The following is a 19,231-nucleotide window of genomic DNA, read 5'->3' as shown; positions in this document are numbered from 1 at the left end:
GACGGCCTACGAAGTGTCAGTCCGAACTCGGATCCCGTTCGGGCAGCGGGCGTTCCACCACGATCGGACGCCCCAGTGGGTTGCGCACCCGGCGCTTGGCGGCCTGATAGACCTGAATCGTCTCGGCCGCCACCACATCCCAGGCGAAGTCGGCGGTCAGGCGCTCGCGCGCGGCATAAGCGCGCTCCTGGGCGGCCGGCGGATCGTCCAGCACCGCGCACGCCGCCTCGACCAGGCCGTTGACGTCGGCCGGTTCGAACGCCGCACCCGTCACCCCGTCCACCACCAGCTCGCCCAGTCCACCCGCGGTGGAGGTGACCAGCGGAATTCCGGCCGCCGCCGCCTCGAGCGCGACGATCCCGAACGGCTCGTAACGGCTCGGCAGCACGATCGCGTCGGCGCCGTGCAGCCAGCCCAGCAGCTCCTCGTGATCCAGGCGGCCCACGAAGTTCACCGCCCGCGCGACCCGATGCGTGCGGGCGCGCTCGCGCAGCCAATCGAATTGGGTGCCGACCCCCGCGACGGTCAGCGTTGTCCCCGGATGGGCGCGGCGGATCCGGGGCAGCGCCGCGATCGCGTCCTGCACACCCTTCTCGTACTCCAGCCGCCCGATATACAACAGCCGCGGCGGGCCCGAACGGGGTGCGCGCGCCCGGAAAGGCCAGGCGCCCACATCGATGCCGTTGCGGATCACCCGCAGCGGCACGCGCTCCGGACCGTACAGCCGTTCCACCTCGTCCTGCATCGAGGCCGAACACGTGATCAGCGCATCGGAGTCGTTGGCCAGCCACCATTCGACCGAATGGACCTGCTTGTTGACCCGGCCCGATACCCAGCCGCTGTGCCGCCCGGCCTCGGTGGCGTGGATCGTCGACACCAGCGGCACGTCGAAGTATTCGGCCAGCGCGACGGCCGGATGCGCGACCAGCCAGTCGTGCGCGTGGACCACGTCGGGGGTCCAGCCCTCGGCGATGCCCGGTTTGCTCAGCGCCACCCCCGCGCGCACCATGGCATGGCCCATGGCCAGGGTCCAGGCGAGCATGTCCTCGCCGAAGTCGAACGACGGCGGATCCTCGGCGACCGCGACGACCAGGACCCGATCCTCGATGAAGGTGTGCGTGGGGTGCGTGGCCGCGTTGGTGCCCATCGGGCGGCGAGCCAGCACGACGACCTCGTGCCCGGCGACGGCCAGCTCGGTGGCCAGATGATGCACGTGCCGCCCCAGCCCGCCGACCACTACCGGGGGGTACTCCCACGACACCATCAAGATCTTCATACGGGTCCTTCGTGCTCGGTGCGGCCGGGGACCAGGGAAACGGCGGAGCCCAACCGCCGCGCGTCCAGCGCGGGGAACAGCCCGTCGGCCGCGTACCATCCTGCCGCCAACTGCCGTGCTTTGGCGAGTTGTCCGCCGGATACCGCGGCGATGATTTCCCGCGCGGCGTGGGCGTGCCGATGTGCCCGGTCGCGGGCGTACCCGGCCGCGGAATCCTTGCTGACCATGAAGGCCCAGTCGCTGGAGACCGCCAGAATGGCCTCGCGCAGAATCTGGTCCGCGATCGGATCACGCACGCCCGTATTCGATGACGGCGCTCGAGTGAGCCCGCCGTAACGTCCGGCTTCGGCGCGCATCTTGTCGAGCGCGTCCAGCGCCTGGCTCACGATCTCGGCGTTCAGATCGACCAGGTCGCGCACCTGGTCCCCGGCCCACACCCGCCAGTCCTTGCCCGAGCCCCACGACGAGTCGGCCAGCGGAACCGGCTGTCCCACATAGCCGTCGGCCCTGGCGTCGGCCAGTGTGCCGATGGTGATCCCGGCCTCGGGCAGCGCGCACAGCACCTGCTCGAGCCACTGTGGGCCCTCGTGCCACCAGTGCCCGAACAGTTCGGTGTCGAATGCGGCCACCACCAGCGCGGGGCGGCCGATGCGCGCGGATTCGGAGATCAGGCGCTTGCGCACCGTCTCGACGAAGTCGGCCACGTCGCGACCCACGGCCGCCGCGGCCAGCTCCGGGTCGTAGGGGGCCTTGTCCGGCCCGTCGACCTGCTTTCCGGTCACCCGGAAGGGCTTGAGACCGGTGTCGTGGTCGTAATGATGGAAGTCGCGGTAGGCGCCGTGCCCCGGATATCCGGATTTGGGCGACCACACCCGGTAGCTGACCTGCAGGTCCCGCCCGAACGCGACCACATCCGACTCCCGCACCGGCCGCCCGAGGGTGGTGTCGCCGCGCAGCGACGGACCGTCGACCATGAAATGCGTCACACCCGCCGCGGCGTATCCGCGCTCCATTCCGGGGGTGAAACCGCATTCGGGCGCCCAGAGACCCGTCGGGGTATGCCCCCAGCGATGCCGGGCGTCGGCCAGGCCCTCGACCAGTTCGAATTCGCGCAGCCGCGGATCCAGCAGCGGCTGGAACGGATGCGCGAGCGGGCCGCCGAGCAGTTCGATCGTCCCGGCGTCGATCAGCTCGCGCCACACCGGGGAGCCGCCGTGCCGCCAGCGCCGCTCGAAATCGGCCAGCGCCTCGGCCGCGAGGGCGTGCTCGTGCGCGCCCAGGGCGAGTTTGCCCTTCATCGCGGCCTCGTCGGCGCGCAGCTGCCAATTGCCGAGCCAGTGGTGCATACCCGCCAGGCAGTGCGGGTCGTCCAGCTGGGCGGCGAGCACCGGGGTGATGCCCAGGCTGATCAGGTTCGAACGGCCCTGTGCGGCAAGTTTTCTCAGTACTCGTGCGACGGGCAGATAGGAGGCGGCCCAGGATTGATACAGCCACTCCTCCCCCACCGGCCAGCGGCCGTGGTGCGCCAGCCACGGCAGATGCGAATGCAGGACCAGCGTGAACCGGCCGGGCACCTTCTCCTGCGTCGTCACGGCCGCACCGCGATCGCCACGAGGTCGAGGCTGGTATCGATGGCCCGATCCCAGCCGTCGCCCCCGGGTGCGATATCCAGCCCGAAGTCGTCCGTGCGCACGGCCGCGACATCGGCGGCAAGCTCGCGCGGCCAGGGCTCGCCGGCCAGCGCCCGCTCGATCTGGGCGTCGATGATCGATCCGCCCCACTTCGCGTCCAGCGCGACCAGTTCCGGGCCGTGGTGCACCCCCGTCATCACCGCGACCCGGAAACCGGCCTCGACCAACAGCTCCGACAGCTCGTCCGCGTTGAGCTCGCGGGTGTGGAAGGGGTTCAACGGAGTATCGCGACCGGGTGAGAAGGTGATCCGGTTGGGCGTGCTGATCAGCAGTTCACCGCCGGGCCGTAGCACCCGCAGGCATTCGCGCACGAACTGGCCCTGATCCCATAGGTGTTCGATCACCTGGAAATTCACCACGACGTCGACCGAACCGTCCTCCAGGGGCAGTTCGGCCAGGTTTCCCTGAAGCATTTCCACCCGTGGGTATACCGCGCGCACGTGCTCGACCGCGCTCGCGTCGTAGTCGAGGCCGATCACCCGGGCGGCCACCCCGGCGATCATGTTGGCGCCGTAGCCCTCTCCGGATCCGGCCTCGAGCACGGTCTTGCCCGCGCAGCGCGAAAGCAGCCGCGCATAGGCGATCTCGTGACGGCGGAACCAGTAATTCTCCTCCGCGATGCCCGGGACCGTCCGCTCACCGGTCAACGGCAGCGGATCGACCGCGGGTGAATCTGTGGTGACGGGGGCGGATACGGCCTCACTCATTCACCCGACGTTAGCGGTTGTCCGTATCACACCCACGCTCGGAGGTGGTCATGCGGAACATCACACCCTAAGTTACTCGCGAGTAACTTAACGTAGGGTAATGTCGCGAAACGAGCTACCTCGTGGACGTACGGCCCCTCGTGCGACCCCACCTCACGTGCCATCAGAACAGGAGGTCGACGAAGACCCATGCCGAACATCGTCGTACTGATCAAGCAGGTTCCGGACACCTGGTCCGAGCGCAAGCTGACCAGCGGTGACTACACCCTCGACCGCGAAGCCGCCGACGCCATCCTGGATGAGATCAACGAGCGCGCCGTCGAAGAGGCGCTGCTGCTCAAGGAGGCACAGGGCGGCGAGGTCACGGTCCTCGCCATGGGCCCCGAGCGCACCACCGAGGCCATTCGCAAGGCGCTGTCCATGGGCGCGGACAAGGCCATCCACGTCAAGGACGACGCCATCCACGGCTCCGACGTCGTGCAGACCGGCTGGGTGCTGGCCGCCGCACTGGGCCAGGTCGAGGGCGTGGAACTGGTCATCGCGGGTAACGAGGCCACCGACGGCCGCGGCGGCGCGGTGCCCGCCGTCATCGCGGAGTACCTGGGCATTCCGCAGTTGACGCACCTGCGCAAGCTCGCCGTCGACGGTGACAAGATCACCGGCGAGCGCGAGACCGACGAGGGCGTTTTCAAGCTCGAGGCCACTCTCCCGGCCATCGTCTCGGTCACCGAGAAGATCAACGAGCCGCGCTTCCCCTCCTTCAAGGGCATCATGGCCGCCAAGAAGAAGGAAGTACAGACCTTCACCCTGGCCGACCTGGGCGTGGACGCCTCCACCGTGGGTGTGGGCAACGCGGGCAGCGCGGTCACCGCTGTCACCCCGAAGCCGCCGCGCACGGCGGGCGAGAAGATCGTCGACGAGGGCGAGGGCGGCAACCAGATCTCCGCCTACCTGGTCGGTCAGAAGATCATCTGATTCCGCATCCGTCGCAGCGCCGGCTCTGGCAGCCGGGCGAGAGTCTCACAAGGAGATGAAACAATGGCAGAAGTACTAGTGCTCGTGGAGCACGCCGACGGTGCGGTCAAGAAGGTCAGCACCGAACTGCTCACCGCCGCCCGCGCCCTGGGCACCCCCGCCGCGGTCGTGGTCGGCCCGGCCGGCACCGGCGACAAGCTCGCCGACGCGCTGGCCACCGCCGGCGCGGAGAAGATCTATATCGCCGAGTCCGACGACATCGATGGCTTCCTGGTCACCCCGAAGGTCGACGTGCTGGCCGGACTGACCGAGTCGGCCAGCCCGTCCGCCGTCCTGGTCGCCGCCTCCGCCGAGGGCAAGGAGGTGTCCGGACGCCTGGCCGCGCGCATCGGCGCGGGCCTGCTGGTCGACGTGATCGACGTCAAGGCCGAGGGCCTGGTCACCCACTCCATCTTCGGTGGCGCGTTCACCGTGGACGCCAAGGCCACCGGCGATGTCTCGGTGATCTCGGTGCGCCCGGGCGCGATCGAGGCCGCTCCGCAGCAGGCCGCGGGCGAGAAGGTGGTCGTCGAGGTCCCCGCGCAGGAGGAGGGCGTCACCAAGGTGACCTCTCGCGAGGCTGTCGCCGGCGGCGACCGTCCCGAGCTCACCGAGGCCACGATCGTGGTCTCCGGCGGCCGCGGTGTCGGCAGCGAGGACAACTTCCACAAGGTGATCGAGCCATTGGCCGACGCCTTCGGGGCCGCTGTCGGCGCCTCGCGCGCCGCGGTCGACTCCGGCTACTACCCCGGTCAGTTCCAGGTCGGTCAGACCGGTAAGACGGTCTCCCCGCAGCTGTACGTCGCCCTGGGAATCTCGGGCGCGATCCAGCACCGCGCGGGCATGCAGACCTCGAAGACCATCGTCGCGGTCAACAAGGACGAGGAAGCGCCGATCTTCGAGATCAGCGACTACGGCATCGTGGGCGACCTGTTCAACGTCGCCCCGCAGCTGACCGAAGCGGTCAAAACGCACAAGGGCTGACGCCCGACCGGACGAGATCCGGTCACGATTTCCTTACCGATATCGCCGATCCCGCTGCCGCACAGGCAGTCCGGGGTCGGCGATATCGTCTGTTCCGTACCGTTACCGCTATCCCGCCCGGGCACGCCCCGGAGCACCGTCACGCGCACCGCTCCGGTCCGCGACCAGCGGTATCGGCACGATCGACGCCTCGCCGCGAGTGCCGGGGACGCACCGCCGCTGTTCTGTCGCCGCTGTATTGATGATCAGTCAAACACCGGGCGGTTTGTTTTTTTACAGAGCAACTCTTCAGCTACACCTGCGGGAACGTCAGGGGCGCTGACAGATTCGGCGAAAGTCTGCATAACGGTTCGGTCGCTGCCACCCTGAATTGCTGCTACTGTTGGCGCTCGTTGGGTGACAGAGCGATCGCAATAATGCACCGAGTCGGTGTCGATCGGTGTACGTTGCGAAACCTCCTGTCCCCGTTCGAAACTTCGCCAATGGCGACGGTGAGATGTGTAAATCCGGTCGCGATGAATCGCGGTCGAAGAATTGAAGGAAGGCGAGGCGGCCGGGGCATCCGGCGACGAGGGAACCTGATGAACGAATCTACTGCCATGACGATTTCGTGGATCCTGGTTGTCGCGCTGCTGGTCGTCCTCGTGGCGGCGGTCATCGCGGCGTACTATGCGGCACAGCAACACACCCAGGCTGAGGCCGCCACCCGCGAGCTACGTGCCCGAGAGGACGAGCTCGAATACTTCGTCACGACCACAATGCCTTACGCGGTCGAGACCGCACGGCATGATGGCGTGCCGGAGTTGCCCCCTGGGAACGAGCGGTTCCAGCGGTTGCTACGCGGCTTGGCCGAGCGCTACCTGGGCGATCTGCAGGTGACGCGGACCGAGACCCGCGAACGCGTCCGCCAGGAGGCCGAATACGAGGCCAAGATGGCGATTACGCAGGCCGAGGCCAGCTACCGCGCCGAGGCCGAGTCCGCCCGGGCGGAACTGGACAAGGTCCACGGCGACGTGGAGACCACCTCACGCGAAGTGACCAGCTCGGCGGTGCGCTCGTTCGGCACCTCGGTGGTGAGCCTCGGCGCCGACGTGGGCCAGGTGGTGAGCGAGGCGCTGCGGCGCCACCGCGGTGACGACGTCTACGAGACGCTCACCCGCATCGACCACAACGTGCAGCAGATGATCCGTCAGGCGCAGTCCTACGTCATCGTCTGTGGCGGCCTGCCGGGACGACGCTGGCCCCAGCAGTCGCTGACCGATATCGTCGGCGGCGCCACCGGCCGTGTGCGCGACTACACCCGAGTGCGGCCCAGCCAGCTCGAGCGGGTCGTCATCAGCCGTGCGGTCGAACCGCTGGTACACACCCTGGCGACGCTGCTGGACAACGCACTGCGCTACTCCCCGCCGACCTCGTTCGTGGATGTCTCCTTCCAGGAGGGCCACCACGGCGTCACCATCATCGTCGACGACGCGGGCGTGCGTATGAACGCCGAACAGATGGAGGAGGCCCGCCAGATTCTGGCCGGTGAGCGTGCCATCGACATCCACCAGCTCGGGCCCGCGCCCCGCGTCGGCCTGCCCGGTATCGCCGCCTTGGCGCGCCGCTACGGATTCAGCATCTATGTCGACGGCCCCAACGCCTTCGGCGGCATGCGCGCGATGGTCTTCGTCCCGGAATCCCTGCTGACAGAGCGCGCTCCCGCCGACGCTGCTCCCGCCGAACTCGGTGCGCCTCAACCGGTTTCCTCCGCACCGGCGCTCGAATCGAGCCAGCCGGTTGTCCTGAGCGAACAGGTTCAGGTCGCGGAGCCGGTCCGGGTCGGAGAGTCGGTCCGAGTGGCGGAGCCCATCCGAGTCGCCGAGCCGATCCGTGCGGCAGAGCCGATTCGGGCCATCGAACCACTTCGAGACGACGAGCCGATATTGGAGCCGGGCGACACATCAACAGTGCACGACATCACCCCCGGCGGATTACCGCGCCGACGCCGCCGAACCGTCTCCGTCGCCGGCGTGCCGCGGCTATCCACCGCCGATGATACGGAAACGACCGAACATACCGAGACCGAGCTGCCGCGCCCCGAAATCGCCGCCGCCTGGCACCTCGGTTCTCAGAGCGGCCGCGCCGCATTGGACGAGAACCACAACGACGAATACACCGAAGGGATGACATCCTGATGAGCACACCCGGGGCCGTGACCGACGGCAACAAGCTGGCCTGGATGCTCGACGATTTAAATGTTCCCGGCGTCCGCTTCGCGGTGCTGCTGTCCGACGACGGTCTACGAATGGCCCACGTCGGAGAGATCAGCCTCGACGACGCCGAACGTTTCGCCGCAGCCTCCTCCGGGCTACGGTCACTCGGCAAGGCCCTCGGTGAATTCTGCGGCGCGGCGAATACGGTGCGGCAGAACATGACCGAGTACGACGACGGGATGATCTTCATCACCGCCGCCGGCGAAGGGGCCCTGCTGGGTGTGTCCACCACGACCGCGGTGGACGTCACCCTGGTGGCCCATCGGATGAACGAGCTCGCGGGCCGGGTCGGCCGTGAACTCGGCAGCCTGCCGCGCCAGCAGCGGTAACACGGATGACTCAGCACCGGCGCGACCCCGATCTGGTGCGGTCCTACGTCCGCACCGGTGGACGTTCGCGACCCAGTCGTGAGCTGGACCTGGTGACTCTCGTTGTGTCGAACCGGGACCCGGAACAGGGTGCCAGTCCGGACCAACGCCGAGTGCTGGGCCTGTGCAGCCGGAGTCGCGTACTCTCGCTCGCCGAGATCGCCGCGTACCTGGACCTGCCGTACCCGGTGGTGAAGATCGTGGCAGCGGACCTGCTGGACAGCGGTCATCTGGCCACACCGGTCCCGGCGTCAGCTGTGCCGGAACGTGCTCTGCTCGAGGAGGTACTGAATGGGCTCCGCGCTCTCGCCGTCTGAGACTGCGACCCTGTCCCGCACCGTCGACTACGTGCCCGAGACCGTGACCCGGTCGGTGAAGCTATTGGTGGCCGGCAACTTCGGTGTCGGCAAGACCACGTTCGTGGGCAGCGTGTCGGAGATCAAGCCGCTGCGTACAGAGGAAACCATCACCGAGGCCAGTGTCGGCGTGGACGATATGGCCGGTCTGCCGGGCAAGGTGACCACCACGGTGGCAATGGATTTCGGCCGCATCACCCTGAATCCCCAACTGGCGCTGTACTTGTTCGGTACACCGGGCCAGCGGCGGTTCATCCCGTTGTGGGAGGAACTCTCGCGTGGCGCCCTCGGCGCGCTCGTACTGATCGACACCCGGCGGATCGACAAGGCCGACGAGGTGCTGGCGGTGCTCGAGGAGCGCGGTGTGCCGTATTCGGTCGCGGTGAACGAGTTCGAGGGTTCGCAGCGGTTTCCGCTCACCGAGATCCGCGATGCCCTGGACCTGGAGCCGGGCACGCCGCTCACCGCGCTCGACGCCCGTGACAGGGGTACCTGCCTGCGTTCGCTGATCACTCTGGTCGAGTACCTGTTTCAGCGTCAGGGAGGCTCTTCGTGAATGAGCCTCTACTACCAGGCGGCTGGCCGGTCGTGCACGGCTCACCGGTCGGCAACGATGGTCCACGGATGCTCATCAACACTCCCGAATTCGCCGCCGACCCGCACGGGGCCTATCGGGATCTGCGCCGCCGCTTCGGTTCCCTGGCACCCGTGGAGCTGGATCCCGGCGTACCTGCCACATTGGTGATCGGCTACCGCACCGCGCTACGAATCCTCAACGACCCGGAGCACTTTCCCGCCGATCCGCGCCAGTGGCAGAAGACCATCCCCGGCGAGACCCCGGTCCTGCCGATGCTCGAATGGCGACCGAACGCGATACGCAGCGCGGGTAACGCTCACACGCGATACCGGCAGGCCAATGTCGCCGCGATCAACGCGGTGGACCTGCATGGGCTGCACACCACGGTCGAGCGCTTGGCCATGCCGCTGGTCAACACGTTCTGTGAATCCGGTGCGGCCGAGCTGATCAGCGAGTACGCCTTCCCGCTCACCTTCGCGGTGCTCAACACGATGCTGGGCTGCCCACCGGAGATCGGGCAGGACGTCGCCGCCGGGATGGCGATGATCTTCGAGGGTGGTGTCAACGCCGACAAGGGCAACGCCATGCTCGGCGAGGCGCTGCTCGAGCTGACCGCGCTCAAGCGGGCCGATCCGGGCGACGACATCACCTCGCACCTGATCTCCCACCCCGTGGGGTTGGACGATCTGGAGATGGTGCACCAGCTGGTCACCCTCTACGGCGCGGGAATCGAGCCGCAGCAGAACCTCATCGTCAATACGCTGTTGCTGATGCTCACCGACGACCGCTTCGCCGGTGACTTCCTCGGCGGCGCCCTGTCCACCAGGGACGCGCTGGACGAGGTGCTGTTCACCGACCCGCCGATGGCGAACTACTGCGTCACCTATCCCCGTCAACCGATCCTGATCGATGATGTATGGCTGCCCGCACATCAGCCGGTCATGATCAGCATGTCCGCGTGCAACAACGATCCGGCGGTCGGCACGCGCGAATTCACCGACAACCGTTCACATCTGGCGTGGAGTGCCGGTCCGCACACCTGCCCTGCCAAGTCGTTGGCCTATCTGATCGCGCAGGGTGCGATCGATCAGTTGCTGGATGCGTTGCCGGATATGCGACTTGCCGCGCCTGCCGATCAATTGTCTTGGCGCCCAGGGCCTTTCCATCGCGCATTGGTCTCACTACCGGTAATGTTCCCCAAGTCTCCACCGTTGCACGTGTAGTGAGGAGTCTTGATGGAGCAACAACCTTTGGTGCTGGACCCCCTCGGGACCGACATCCAGGGCGAGGCATCGCGCATCCGCGCGCGGGGGCCGCTGACACGGGTCGAGCTTCCCGGAAAGGTGCAGGTCTGGTCGGTGACCGACGGGACCCTGCTGCGCTCGCTACTGGCCGATCCCCGGGTGTCGAAGGATGCCCGCCAGCACTGGCCCGCCTTCGTCGACGGTGAGATCCCCGCGGATTGGCCGTTGCTCCCGTGGGTGGCGGTGACCAACATGTTCACCGCGTATGGCACCGACCACCGGCGGCTGCGCAAATTGGTGTCGCCCGCGTTCACACACCGGCGCACCCAGGCGATGCGCCCGATGATCGAGTCGATCACGACCTCCCTGCTGGACGCCTTGGCGGCCGTCCCGGCGGGCGAATCCACCGATCTGCGTGAGGGATTCGCCTATCCGCTGCCGATTCAGGTCATCTCCGCGCTGATGGGCGTGCCCGAGAATCTGCACCCGGGACTGCGCACCTGCGTGGACGGCATCTTCGACACCTCCCTCACCCCGGAGCAGTCGCAGGCCAACTACGCGGAGATGTATCGCATCCTGGGTGAGCTGGTCGCATTCCGCCGCGAACATCCCGGCGACGACATGACCAGCCTCCTGATCACCCACCGGGACGAGGACGACGGCTCGCAGCTGACCGAGCAGGAGCTCATCGATACCCTGCTGCTGGTGATCAGCGCCGGGCACGAGACCACGGTCAACCTGCTCGACCAGGCGATCTACCTGTTGCTGTCCCAGCCCGGCCAGCTGGCGAAGGTCCGAGCGGACGAGGCCGACTGGGACGACCTGATCGAGGAGGCGCTGCGGTTCGAGGCGCCGGTGGCCAATCTGCCGCTGCGCTACGCGGTCGAGGACATCCAGGTCGACGGGATCCATATCGCCAAGGGTGAGCCGATCCTGGCGTCCTATGCCGGGGCGAACCGCGATCCCCTGGTGCACGGCGATACGGCCGCCGAGTTCGATGTGACCCGAAAGAACAAGGACCACTTGTCCTTCGGGTACGGTGCGCATCACTGCCTGGGCGCGCCGCTGGCCCGGCTCGAGGCCGCGGTCGCGCTGCCCGCGATCTTCGCCCGCTTCCCGAATATGCGACTGGCCGCGGAGACGTCGGAGCTGGGCACGGTCGCGAGCTTCATCTCCAACGGGCACCGGCGGTTACCGGTATTCCTGAGCGAGTAGGCCACTGACGTACGATTGCGCCGCATCGGTTTCAACACTGATGCGGCGCAACCTTTTTCGTGACTCAGGAGCTACGCAGGGCATTCAGGAGCGTGATCAGGATGGGCGAGGGCCGCACGTCGCTGCGCACGACCGAGGAGACCGGGATCCGCAGCGGCCGCCCCGCCAGATTCAGCCGCGCGATCCCTTCCACGGAACTGTCCGCGTAGAGAATGGTCCAGGCGTCCGGGCGGTTGATCAGCTCCATGGTGGCGGTGTGATCGGGCGGGACCGGCGGCCCGAAGGTGGGGCGGATCGGGAGGTCCGCGAAGGCGGCACGCACTACATTATGAAGGAGCACCTGTTCGGACTCCGGGGGAAGTAATAGCGGATAGCTACCCAATTCGGCGAGTGTGACATTCTCCCTACCCGCCAACGGGTGGGCCGTGGAGACGGACAGCATGAGGTCCTCTACCCACAATTGCTCGACCGTCAAACCCGGCTGATCGACGCTGCCGCGTATGAGAGCAAGATCACAATCACCGTCTGCGACAGCGGCAATGCGCTGCCGGAACGGCTTGATGACGAACTCGATCTCGGCGCCCGGATGCGCCTCGCGCGCGCCGGCGATGGCCGACAGTGATCTTGTTGCGAAGGACATGTTCGCCGCCAGGCGAATTCGTGGTCCGGATGCCCGAACAGCTGCGCGAATGGCGGATTCCAGACTCAGCATCTGCTTCGCAAGCGGAAGTAGCCGAGCGGTTGCGTCGGTCGGAATGACCGATCTCGTGGAACGCTCGAAGAGCTGCACGCCAAGATCATGTTCCAATCTGGCGATCTGATGACTGATAGCAGACTGCGATATGTAGCACCGCATGGCGGCCCGGCTGAAGCTGAGCTCCTCGCACACCGCGACGAAGTACGAGAGCTGCCGCAGTTCCATCGCGATCTCCATTCATGAGCGAAACAGATAAGAGTCATCTGAAGTATGCGCCTGGCCCGCGAAACAGTCTTGCCCGGGATCGCGTTTACTAATGACAGAAGGAGGATCTCATGCAGAACGTGGACGCGGGAATCGAAGCCGCAGAGGTTGTCATTGTCGGATCGGGCTTCGGCGGGCTCGCCGCCGCGAAGCAGCTGAGTAAGTCGGGGGTCGGCTACGTCCTCATCTCGGCCACACCCGAACATCTCTTCCAGCCGCTGCTGTACCAAGTTGCGACGGGTGTGCTCCCCGCCACAGATATCGCACCGCCGATCGCTCAGGTGCTGCGCCGGAACAAGGGCGCGGATGTGCGCCTGGGCAAGGTCGTCGGAATCGACTCCGACGCCGCCGTACTCACCTATGAGACCGCCGAGGGGACGCGCAAGATCCGCTACGGTTCGCTCATCGCGGCCACCGGCGCCAACCAGTCTTATTTCGGCCGTGACGATTTCGCCGAGAAGACCTATTCGCTCAAGACCATCGACGACGCCACTCGCCTGCGCGCGCAGATCGAGCGCGTCTTCCGCGAGGCCGCCGGTGCGGACGCGAAGACCCGCGAGCGGCTGCTGAGCTTCGTGGTCGTCGGCGCGGGGCCGACCGGCGTCGAGGTCGCCGGTCAGCTGAAGGAACTCGCGAAAAGGCACTACCACCAGGAGATTTCGGTCGCACTGGTCGAGGGCGCGCCGGTAGTGCTTCCCCCGTTCGGCGGGAGCCTGTCGCAGTACGCGCGAGAGTCGTTGACGCGCAGCGGTGTCGATGTGCTGGTCGACACGTTCGTCACCGACATCGAGGATGGCAAGGTGACCGTCAAGAGCAAGGACGGTGTGGAGCGGGGCATCGCCGCCGAGACCGTGGTGTGGTCGGCGGGCGTGGCGGCCGGTGGTTTCGCCGGACTGCTGGCCGAGGCGACCGGCTGCGAGACCGACCGCGCCGGACGACTGCTCATCAACCAGGACTGCACCGTCGGCGGGCACGCCGATATCTACGCCATCGGCGATATGACCTCGCTCAACGGCTACCCGGGTCAGTCGCCGACCGCGATGCAGGAGGGGCGGCACGTCGCCGACATCATCCGTCGCAAGAAGGCGGCCGGCACGCCGTTCGTCTACTTGGACAAGGGTTCCATGGCGGTGATCAGCCGGTTCAGCGCCGTCACCAAGGTGAGCGACAAGATCAAGTTCATCGGCGTGATCGCCTGGACGGCATGGCTCGCGGTGCACCTGTTCTACCTGGTCGGGTTCCGCAACCGGTTCGTCGCGGTGATGTCGTGGCTGGTGGCCTTCATCGGTACCGGCCGCCCCGGCTTCACCGAGATGGAGAAGCAGGCCAAGGCTACGCCACCGATGCAGGAGCAGCGAGCGGCATAGCGCAGATAGATTTCTCCAGGCCCCTCCGGCGCACGCCGGAGGGGCCTGGTCATGTGGTCGCGCTCCGACAGCGCAGGTTTCGCCTCACGCCGCGCGTTCCACGTCCCGGTCGTTCGTCGCCATCTCGAACAGGTCCTCCGCGAGCGCATCCGGGTGCACGCGCACGACCTCGTCCATCTCGACCGTGCCGAAATGTCCGGAGTCGAACAGGGTTTGCGCTGCGCTGGTCTCGATGAGGCGATCGATCTGCAGACTGCCCACGCGCACGCCGCGCGGGCGTACCTGCTGATCCACCGAGCGCAGATAGTTGAGCAGACCGGATTGCGGAACGCTCACGCTGGCCAGGGCCGCGCGCGGAGTCCGAACCGAACTGCCCTGTGCCACAAGGACAGCGCCGGATCCACGGTCGGCCATCCCGGGAAGCAGAGCGTGCAGAATGCGCACCGGGGTCGTCAGGTTGACCGGAATCCAGGACCGCAGAATGTCCGCATCCAGCGCCAGCGCGTCCACCGGAAAGCGATCCAGGCCATCCGGGCTGTAGAGCAGGACATCCGGAAGGCCGTGGCGCGCTTGCAGATCCGCGAGTGCGGCGTCGACCTGTGCGTCATCGACGAGGTCGGCCAGCAGGACGTCCGCCGCTATGCCGTCGGCCGCGAGACCCTCTCGCATGTGGTCGAGCCTGTCCGGCTTACGGGCGACCAGCGTGACCGAATATCCGGCGCGGCCGAAGCGGCGGGCGGCCGACAGACCGAGGGCGGGACCCGCGCCGAACACTGCCAGATGGGGCATGGTCATCTCCTTCTGTAAATTGAGCGGGTACTCAAGTTGAGTACCCGCTCAATTTAACCTCGATCGAGCCAGAAGTCGAGAGGGTACTCAACTCGGTAAGCTGGGTGGATGGGTGCGGCGAGAGGTGGCGACGAGCAGGCGGGAAATACCGATATCCAGCAGCGCCCGCGGCGCCGCGACGCACGTGACAATCGAGACAAGGTCATCGCCGCGGCCCGGGTCCGGTTCGTCGCCGAGGGGCTGGACGCCTCGCTCAACGCGATCGCGCGGGACGCGGAGGTCAGCATCGGCACCCTGTACAACCACTTCCCCACCCGCGAGACGCTGATCGGCGAGGCGCTGCTGGAACGGGTCGAGGAGTCGGTGCGCAGCGCCGAGGCCGCGCTGCGGAACCCCGATCCATGGGCGGGCCTGGTCGAGCATCTGACGATGCTGGCCGAGTCGCAGTCCCGCGATCGCGGATTCACCGATATCTGCGTGCGCTCGCTGCCGCCCGAAAGCCCCATCGAGATAACGAAGCTTCGGGGGCACACTCTATTTCACGAACTGATCGCCCGCGTGCAGGAATCCGGCGCGTTACGGTCCGATGTGGACGTCGCCGATATCGGCCTGCTGCTCTGGGCGATCGTGCGGGCCACCGAGGCAGTCCGCGTCCAAGCGCCCGATGCCTGGCGACGACATCTCGGCGTGCTACTGGACGGCCTGCGCGCCGATGCCGCGCATCCCCTCCCAGGGACTCCGATCGATCACGAAATCCTCAGCGCGGCTATGCGATTGGGACAGTAGGGCGGTAATTCGACGCACTCCCGGTGTCGGGATCGGGCGGCACCGAGGCCGTCGGCGATCCCGACATCGGGAGTGGCGGCAGCTCAGGCGCGGCGAAGCGCCAGGACCGGGATGGTGCGGATGCCGCGCGTCTTGTCCTCGTATTCGCCGAAGCCGGGCATCCGGCCGACCTGCTCGGCGTAGATGCGGTCCCGGTCCGCGCCGGTGACCTCGGTGACGGTGACGGGGTAGGTCTCGGTGCCGCGCTCGACCTTGGTGTTCCCGGCCGCCACCAGGTTGTGGTACCAGGCCGGATTCTCCGGCGCGCCCGCCTTGGACGCGAAAATGTAGATCAGGTCCGCATCCTTCTCGTCGGGCAGGTAGACCAGCGGAGTCACCAAATCCCGCCCGGTCTTGCGCCCACGATGATGAAGCACCAGCATCGGCGCACCCTCGAACGGGCCGCCGACCCGCCCCTCATTGGCGCGAAACTCCTCGATGATGTTCGTATTCCAGTCGCTCATATCGTCCATCCTTCCCGATGTTCGGCGAAACGGACCGAAGTCCGCACGGCGCGCCGGAATCTGCCGGTGTGTCCGAGTCCCGTGCACGGGCCGAAGCCCGTCAGCACGTTGCCGTTGCCAACGCAACCGGCACGCTCGACATTCCTTGCGGCGTTATCGCGTAATCCTGTTGGTAGACAATGGGTTACATCGTGTAATCGATCGGACGGCAGGGCTCCCCAATTCCATTGCCGCACATCGAACCCGGTGACACGATGCCAGCATGGATCCGACCATCCGGACGTTCGACGCCCGTGACCAGGACGCCGTGGTCGCGTTGTCGATTCGGGCCTGGGAGCCCGTTTTCGCCTCGCTCCAGCAGGTCCTGGGGGAATCTGGCGTGTTCGCCGTGTTGTATCGTGATTGGCGCTCGCAACAGGCCGATGCGGTACGGCAGGCACACGAGGGCGTGGGCATGCGTGTCCAAGTTGCCGAAATCGACTCGGCAGTAGTGGGTTTCGTCGCGGCGCACCTGCATCACGACGACGGCATCGGCGAGGTTCACAGGATCGTCATCGATCCCGATCACCAGTGATCCGGCGTCGCCTCGTTGCTGCTCTCGATGACGCTGCGGTGGTTTCGGGCGGAGGGGGCGACAGTGGCCATGATTGAGACCGGCGGCGATCCGGGGCACGCACCGGCCCGCCGGACCTACGAGCGGGCCGGGTTCACCCGCCTTCCGGTCGCCCGGTATTTCCAACGGCTGTAAGACCGAAATGAGAAATTCGTCGGTGGTCGACCGTACTGTATCCGCATGATCGAACTCCGCTCACGACTCCACCTCGCTGGAGCTCGGCTCCGTCGTGCGCGAGGCGCGCTGTCATGACGGTTCACTCCGCTGCGCTCCGCTCACGACTCCACCTCGCTGACGCCCGGCTCCACCGTGCGCGAGGCGCGCTGTCATGACGGTTCACTCCGCTGCGCTCCGCTCACGACTCCACCTCGCTGACGCCCGGCTCCACCGTGCGCGAGGCGCGCTGTCATGACGGTTTACTCCGCTGCGCTCCGCTCACGGTTGGCGGCTCTGTGGTCGGTGCCCGCAGCACTGCGAGCGATCCGCGCGGCTGTGGTGGTGCCGGGGCTGTTCGCGCTGACCGCCAAGGGAATCGGCAATCTGGAGATGGCGACGTTCGCCGGGTTCGGCGGATTCGCCACGCTGGTGATGGCGTCGTTCGGCGGGACTCGCCGGGACAAGCTGGTGGCTCATATCGGGCTGGCCGTCGTCGGCAGTGTGCTGCTGACGATCGGCACCACGGTGCACTCCACGGTATGGCTGGCCGTCGTGGTGACGTTGGTCGTCGGCTTCGCGGTGCTGTTCGCGGGCGTGATAGGTCCGAACGTGGCGGGCGGCGGGACGGCCGCGCTGCTGGCATACGTACTGCCTGCCGCCTCGCCCGGGACGGTGGAGGCGATCCCGTCGCGGCTGGCGGGTTGGTGGCTGGCCTCGGTGGTGGGCACCGCGGCGGTGTTGTTGGTGAGCGCTCGGCCGGGGGTGGACGGGGTGCGTACTGCCGCAGCGGATCTCGCTCGGGCGTTGGCCGCTCGACTGGACGTGGGGCTGAGCGAGGCCGTACCTGCGGGGATAGCGGCACAGGGCGCGCGAATCGACGCTGTACCGGCCGGTGATGTCCGGGGTGGGAGCGGCGGTGGATCGTCCGCGTCTGTCACCGAGGTCGCGCAGGCCGCGGCCGTCGAGGCGAAACATCGGCTGATCAACACCTTCAACACGGGCCCCAACCGGCCGACCGGCCTCACCGCCGCCGATCAGGCATTGGCGGGCCTGGTCGGGATCCTGGAGTGGATCGCCGGTGTCATGGACGACTGCCTGGCCGAACACGCCGACCTCAGCGCTCAGATCGATGTGGAGAAGGAGCTGTTCGTCGCCGCCACCATCGCGCTGCGGGATGTGGCGGGAATGGTAGAGGGCTCGGTGGATTGTTCCCGGTCGGAGGCGGATCTGGATCGGCTGGAGCGGGCACTCGAACAGAGCGTCACCGCGCTGCGCCATATGGATACCGGCACGTCGGACTATGCCGACGCGGTGGACGTGTCGTTCCACGCCCGCACGATCGGTTTCGGCGCGAGAACGGCCATATTGCAGGCGATGGCGGTGGTCGGCCGGACCGAGGTCGACGAATCATCTTATGCCACAACGGCATTACCACCTGCCAGGCGTGGCCTCGGCATCCTGGCCGCGGTCGGCGGCATCACCCTCGGACATGCGAGCCTGCGCTCGGTGTGGTTCTTGAACAGCATGCGTGGCGCGGTGGGCTTGGCCGCCGCGACGGCCGTGGCCGATCTGAGCGGTGTGCAGCACGGATTCTGGGTGGTCCTCGGCACGCTGTCGGTGCTGCGCACCAGCGCCGCGTCCACGGGCGCGACCGCCGTACGGGCCTTGGCCGGCACCGTCGCCGGATTCATCATCGGCGCGGCGTTGATCCTCGCGATCGGTACCGGCCCGGCGGCGATGTGGACCGCACTGCCGATCGTGGCGCTCATCGCGGGCTACGCGCCCGGCATCGCGCCCTTCGCGGTCGGCCAGGCCGCGTTCACCGTCACCATCTCGGTGCTCTACAACCTGCTGGTGCCGGTGGGCTGGAAGGTGGGTGTGCTGCGGGTACAGGACGTGGCCATCGGCTGTTTGGTCAGCCTCGTCGTTGGGGCGCTGTTCTGGCCGCGCGGCGCGGGCAAGGTGGTGCGCGACGATCTCGCCGATGCCTTCCACCACGGCGGCCACTATCTGGCCGGCGCGGTCGAATGGGCACTGGGCCTGCGCACCACCGCACCCGACCCGGCCCGCACCCTCACCGCCGACATGCGCCTGGACGAGGCGATCCGTGGCTACCTGGCCGAGCGCGGCACCAAACGCATGCCCCGCGAACACCTCTGGCGCCTGGTCACCGGCACCACCCGCCTCCGCCTGACCGCTCAATCCCTCGCCGGACTCCCCCACCCCGACGCCGAACCAGACCCGGTGAGCCAGGCCCTGCACGCCCAATCCGCCCAGCTGGCCCTCTGGTTCGACGAATTGGGCGAAAGCCTCGTAGGCCGAGCCCCGCTTCCCGCCGCCACCCTCACCCCACCAGCCCTGGGCACCAT

Annotated in this window: 18 protein-coding genes; 12 read left to right on the top strand and 6 right to left on the bottom strand. The window is 67.3% G+C overall.

Annotation, left to right across the window (positions count from 1 at the left end; translation table 11 throughout):
- Nucleotides 1-16: 16 nt before the first annotated feature.
- The 3 genes from JZ791_RS30215 to JZ791_RS30205 are packed head-to-tail and all read right to left on the bottom strand — an operon-like array spanning nt 17 to nt 3,674.
- Nucleotides 17-1,276 (bottom strand): glycosyltransferase family 4 protein, encoded by a 1,260-nt coding sequence (locus JZ791_RS30215; RefSeq protein ID WP_216898938.1) that lies wholly within the window; start codon nt 1,274-1,276, stop codon nt 17-19.
- Complete coding sequence (locus tag JZ791_RS30210) at nt 1,273-2,868, bottom strand: glycoside hydrolase family 57 protein (RefSeq protein WP_216898936.1); 1,596 nt, start codon at nt 2,866-2,868, stop codon at nt 1,273-1,275. The genes JZ791_RS30215 and JZ791_RS30210 overlap by 4 nt, the downstream gene beginning before the upstream one ends.
- Nucleotides 2,865-3,674, bottom strand: a complete 810-nt coding sequence (locus JZ791_RS30205; RefSeq protein ID WP_216898935.1) for a class I SAM-dependent methyltransferase — start codon at nt 3,672-3,674, stop codon at nt 2,865-2,867. The genes JZ791_RS30210 and JZ791_RS30205 overlap by 4 nt, the downstream gene beginning before the upstream one ends.
- A 189-nt stretch (nt 3,675-3,863) precedes the next feature.
- Between JZ791_RS30205 and JZ791_RS30200 the strand changes: the two genes are divergently transcribed.
- The 8 genes from JZ791_RS30200 to JZ791_RS30165 all read left to right on the top strand — a co-directional run bounded on the left by JZ791_RS30200 (nt 3,864) and on the right by JZ791_RS30165 (nt 11,687).
- Complete coding sequence (locus JZ791_RS30200) at nt 3,864-4,649, top strand: electron transfer flavoprotein subunit beta/FixA family protein (protein WP_216898933.1); 786 nt, start codon at nt 3,864-3,866, stop codon at nt 4,647-4,649.
- A gap of 63 nt (nt 4,650-4,712) precedes the next feature.
- Nucleotides 4,713-5,672, top strand: a complete 960-nt coding sequence (locus tag JZ791_RS30195; protein ID WP_216898931.1) for an electron transfer flavoprotein subunit alpha/FixB family protein — start codon at nt 4,713-4,715, stop codon at nt 5,670-5,672.
- A gap of 599 nt (nt 5,673-6,271) precedes the next feature.
- The gene (locus tag JZ791_RS30190; protein WP_254206591.1) at nt 6,272-7,849 is read left to right on the top strand and encodes an ATP-binding protein; all 1,578 of its coding nucleotides are present in this window, start codon (nt 6,272-6,274) and stop codon (nt 7,847-7,849) included.
- Nucleotides 7,849-8,256: a roadblock/LC7 domain-containing protein gene (locus tag JZ791_RS30185; protein WP_216898928.1), complete on the top strand. Its 408-nt coding sequence runs from the start codon at nt 7,849-7,851 to the stop codon at nt 8,254-8,256. The genes JZ791_RS30190 and JZ791_RS30185 overlap by 1 nt, the downstream gene beginning before the upstream one ends.
- Before the next feature lie 5 nt (nt 8,257-8,261).
- Nucleotides 8,262-8,612, top strand: coding sequence for a DUF742 domain-containing protein (locus JZ791_RS30180; RefSeq protein ID WP_216898926.1), 351 nt, complete (start codon nt 8,262-8,264; stop codon nt 8,610-8,612).
- Nucleotides 8,587-9,207: a GTP-binding protein gene (locus JZ791_RS30175; RefSeq protein ID WP_216898925.1), complete on the top strand. Its 621-nt coding sequence runs from the start codon at nt 8,587-8,589 to the stop codon at nt 9,205-9,207. Before JZ791_RS30180 ends, JZ791_RS30175 begins: the two co-directional genes overlap by 26 nt.
- 68 nt (nt 9,208-9,275) lie before the next feature.
- Nucleotides 9,276-10,451 carry a cytochrome P450 gene (locus JZ791_RS30170; RefSeq protein WP_254206594.1) on the top strand — a complete coding sequence of 392 codons (1,176 nt, stop codon included), beginning with the start codon at nt 9,276-9,278 and terminating at the stop codon, nt 10,449-10,451.
- Nucleotides 10,452-10,463: 12 nt separating this feature from the next.
- Nucleotides 10,464-11,687: a cytochrome P450 family protein gene (locus JZ791_RS30165; RefSeq protein ID WP_216898921.1), complete on the top strand. Its 1,224-nt coding sequence runs from the start codon at nt 10,464-10,466 to the stop codon at nt 11,685-11,687.
- A 64-nt stretch (nt 11,688-11,751) separates the two neighbouring features.
- Here JZ791_RS30165 and JZ791_RS30160 read toward each other — a convergent pair whose 3' ends face one another.
- The gene (locus tag JZ791_RS30160) at nt 11,752-12,609 is read right to left on the bottom strand and encodes a LysR family transcriptional regulator (RefSeq protein ID WP_216898919.1); all 858 of its coding nucleotides are present in this window, start codon (nt 12,607-12,609) and stop codon (nt 11,752-11,754) included.
- A 110-nt stretch (nt 12,610-12,719) separates the two neighbouring features.
- Here JZ791_RS30160 and JZ791_RS30155 point away from each other — a divergent pair, with 110 nt between their 5' ends.
- The gene (locus tag JZ791_RS30155) at nt 12,720-14,015 is read left to right on the top strand and encodes an NAD(P)/FAD-dependent oxidoreductase (RefSeq protein WP_216898917.1); all 1,296 of its coding nucleotides are present in this window, start codon (nt 12,720-12,722) and stop codon (nt 14,013-14,015) included.
- Nucleotides 14,016-14,099: 84 nt separating this feature from the next.
- Here the strand turns inward: JZ791_RS30155 and JZ791_RS30150 are convergent, their stop codons facing one another.
- A complete protein-coding gene (locus tag JZ791_RS30150) occupies nt 14,100-14,804 on the bottom strand; it encodes an SDR family NAD(P)-dependent oxidoreductase (RefSeq protein WP_216898915.1) in 705 nt (234 codons plus the stop codon).
- A 108-nt stretch (nt 14,805-14,912) separates the two neighbouring features.
- On the opposite strand from JZ791_RS30150, the gene JZ791_RS30145 reads away from it, so the two are divergent.
- Nucleotides 14,913-15,590: a TetR/AcrR family transcriptional regulator gene (locus JZ791_RS30145; RefSeq protein ID WP_216898913.1), complete on the top strand. Its 678-nt coding sequence runs from the start codon at nt 14,913-14,915 to the stop codon at nt 15,588-15,590.
- 83 nt (nt 15,591-15,673) lie between these two features.
- On the opposite strand, the gene JZ791_RS30140 is transcribed toward JZ791_RS30145, so the two are convergent.
- Entirely contained in the window at nt 15,674-16,102 is a 429-nt protein-coding gene (locus JZ791_RS30140) for a nitroreductase/quinone reductase family protein (protein ID WP_216898911.1), read from the bottom strand.
- Nucleotides 16,103-16,355: 253 nt separating this feature from the next.
- On the opposite strand from JZ791_RS30140, the gene JZ791_RS30135 reads away from it, so the two are divergent.
- Both JZ791_RS30135 and JZ791_RS30130 read left to right on the top strand, forming a co-directional pair.
- Complete coding sequence (locus tag JZ791_RS30135; protein WP_216898909.1) at nt 16,356-16,667, top strand: GNAT family N-acetyltransferase; 312 nt, start codon at nt 16,356-16,358, stop codon at nt 16,665-16,667.
- A 447-nt stretch (nt 16,668-17,114) separates the two neighbouring features.
- On the top strand, nt 17,115-19,231 hold a 2,117-nt coding region (locus JZ791_RS30130; protein ID WP_216898907.1), incomplete at its 3' end, for an FUSC family protein.

It is taken from the genome of Nocardia alni (assembly GCF_019038435.1).
GTDB classification, from domain to species: Bacteria; Actinomycetota; Actinomycetes; order Mycobacteriales; family Mycobacteriaceae; genus Nocardia; species Nocardia alni.
The sequence above is the reverse complement of the archived record's forward strand: the minus strand, read 5'-3'. Positions and strand labels throughout refer to the sequence as shown.

Excerpts from the sequence above, each read along its gene's own strand:
- JZ791_RS30215 (WP_216898938.1), bottom strand. The coding sequence starts at position 1,276 with ATGAAGATCTTGATGGTGTCGTGGGAGTACCCCCCGGTAGTGGTCGGC.
- JZ791_RS30205 (WP_216898935.1), bottom strand. The coding sequence starts at position 3,674 with ATGAGTGAGGCCGTATCCGCCCCCGTCACCACAGATTCACCCGCGGTC.
- JZ791_RS30200 (WP_216898933.1), top strand. The coding sequence starts at position 3,864 with ATGCCGAACATCGTCGTACTGATCAAGCAGGTTCCGGACACCTGGTCC.
- JZ791_RS30195 (WP_216898931.1), top strand. The coding sequence starts at position 4,713 with ATGGCAGAAGTACTAGTGCTCGTGGAGCACGCCGACGGTGCGGTCAAG.
- JZ791_RS30190 (WP_254206591.1), top strand. The coding sequence starts at position 6,272 with ATGACGATTTCGTGGATCCTGGTTGTCGCGCTGCTGGTCGTCCTCGTG.
- JZ791_RS30185 (WP_216898928.1), top strand. The coding sequence starts at position 7,849 with ATGAGCACACCCGGGGCCGTGACCGACGGCAACAAGCTGGCCTGGATG.
- JZ791_RS30180 (WP_216898926.1), top strand. The coding sequence starts at position 8,262 with ATGACTCAGCACCGGCGCGACCCCGATCTGGTGCGGTCCTACGTCCGC.
- JZ791_RS30175 (WP_216898925.1), top strand. The coding sequence starts at position 8,587 with ATGGGCTCCGCGCTCTCGCCGTCTGAGACTGCGACCCTGTCCCGCACC.
- JZ791_RS30170 (WP_254206594.1), top strand. The coding sequence starts at position 9,276 with ATGCTCATCAACACTCCCGAATTCGCCGCCGACCCGCACGGGGCCTAT.
- JZ791_RS30165 (WP_216898921.1), top strand. The coding sequence starts at position 10,464 with ATGGAGCAACAACCTTTGGTGCTGGACCCCCTCGGGACCGACATCCAG.
- JZ791_RS30160 (WP_216898919.1), bottom strand. The coding sequence starts at position 12,609 with ATGGAACTGCGGCAGCTCTCGTACTTCGTCGCGGTGTGCGAGGAGCTC.
- JZ791_RS30155 (WP_216898917.1), top strand. The coding sequence starts at position 12,720 with ATGCAGAACGTGGACGCGGGAATCGAAGCCGCAGAGGTTGTCATTGTC.
- JZ791_RS30150 (WP_216898915.1), bottom strand. The coding sequence starts at position 14,804 with ATGCCCCATCTGGCAGTGTTCGGCGCGGGTCCCGCCCTCGGTCTGTCG.
- JZ791_RS30145 (WP_216898913.1), top strand. The coding sequence starts at position 14,913 with ATGGGTGCGGCGAGAGGTGGCGACGAGCAGGCGGGAAATACCGATATC.
- JZ791_RS30140 (WP_216898911.1), bottom strand. The coding sequence starts at position 16,102 with ATGGACGATATGAGCGACTGGAATACGAACATCATCGAGGAGTTTCGC.
- JZ791_RS30135 (WP_216898909.1), top strand. The coding sequence starts at position 16,356 with ATGGATCCGACCATCCGGACGTTCGACGCCCGTGACCAGGACGCCGTG.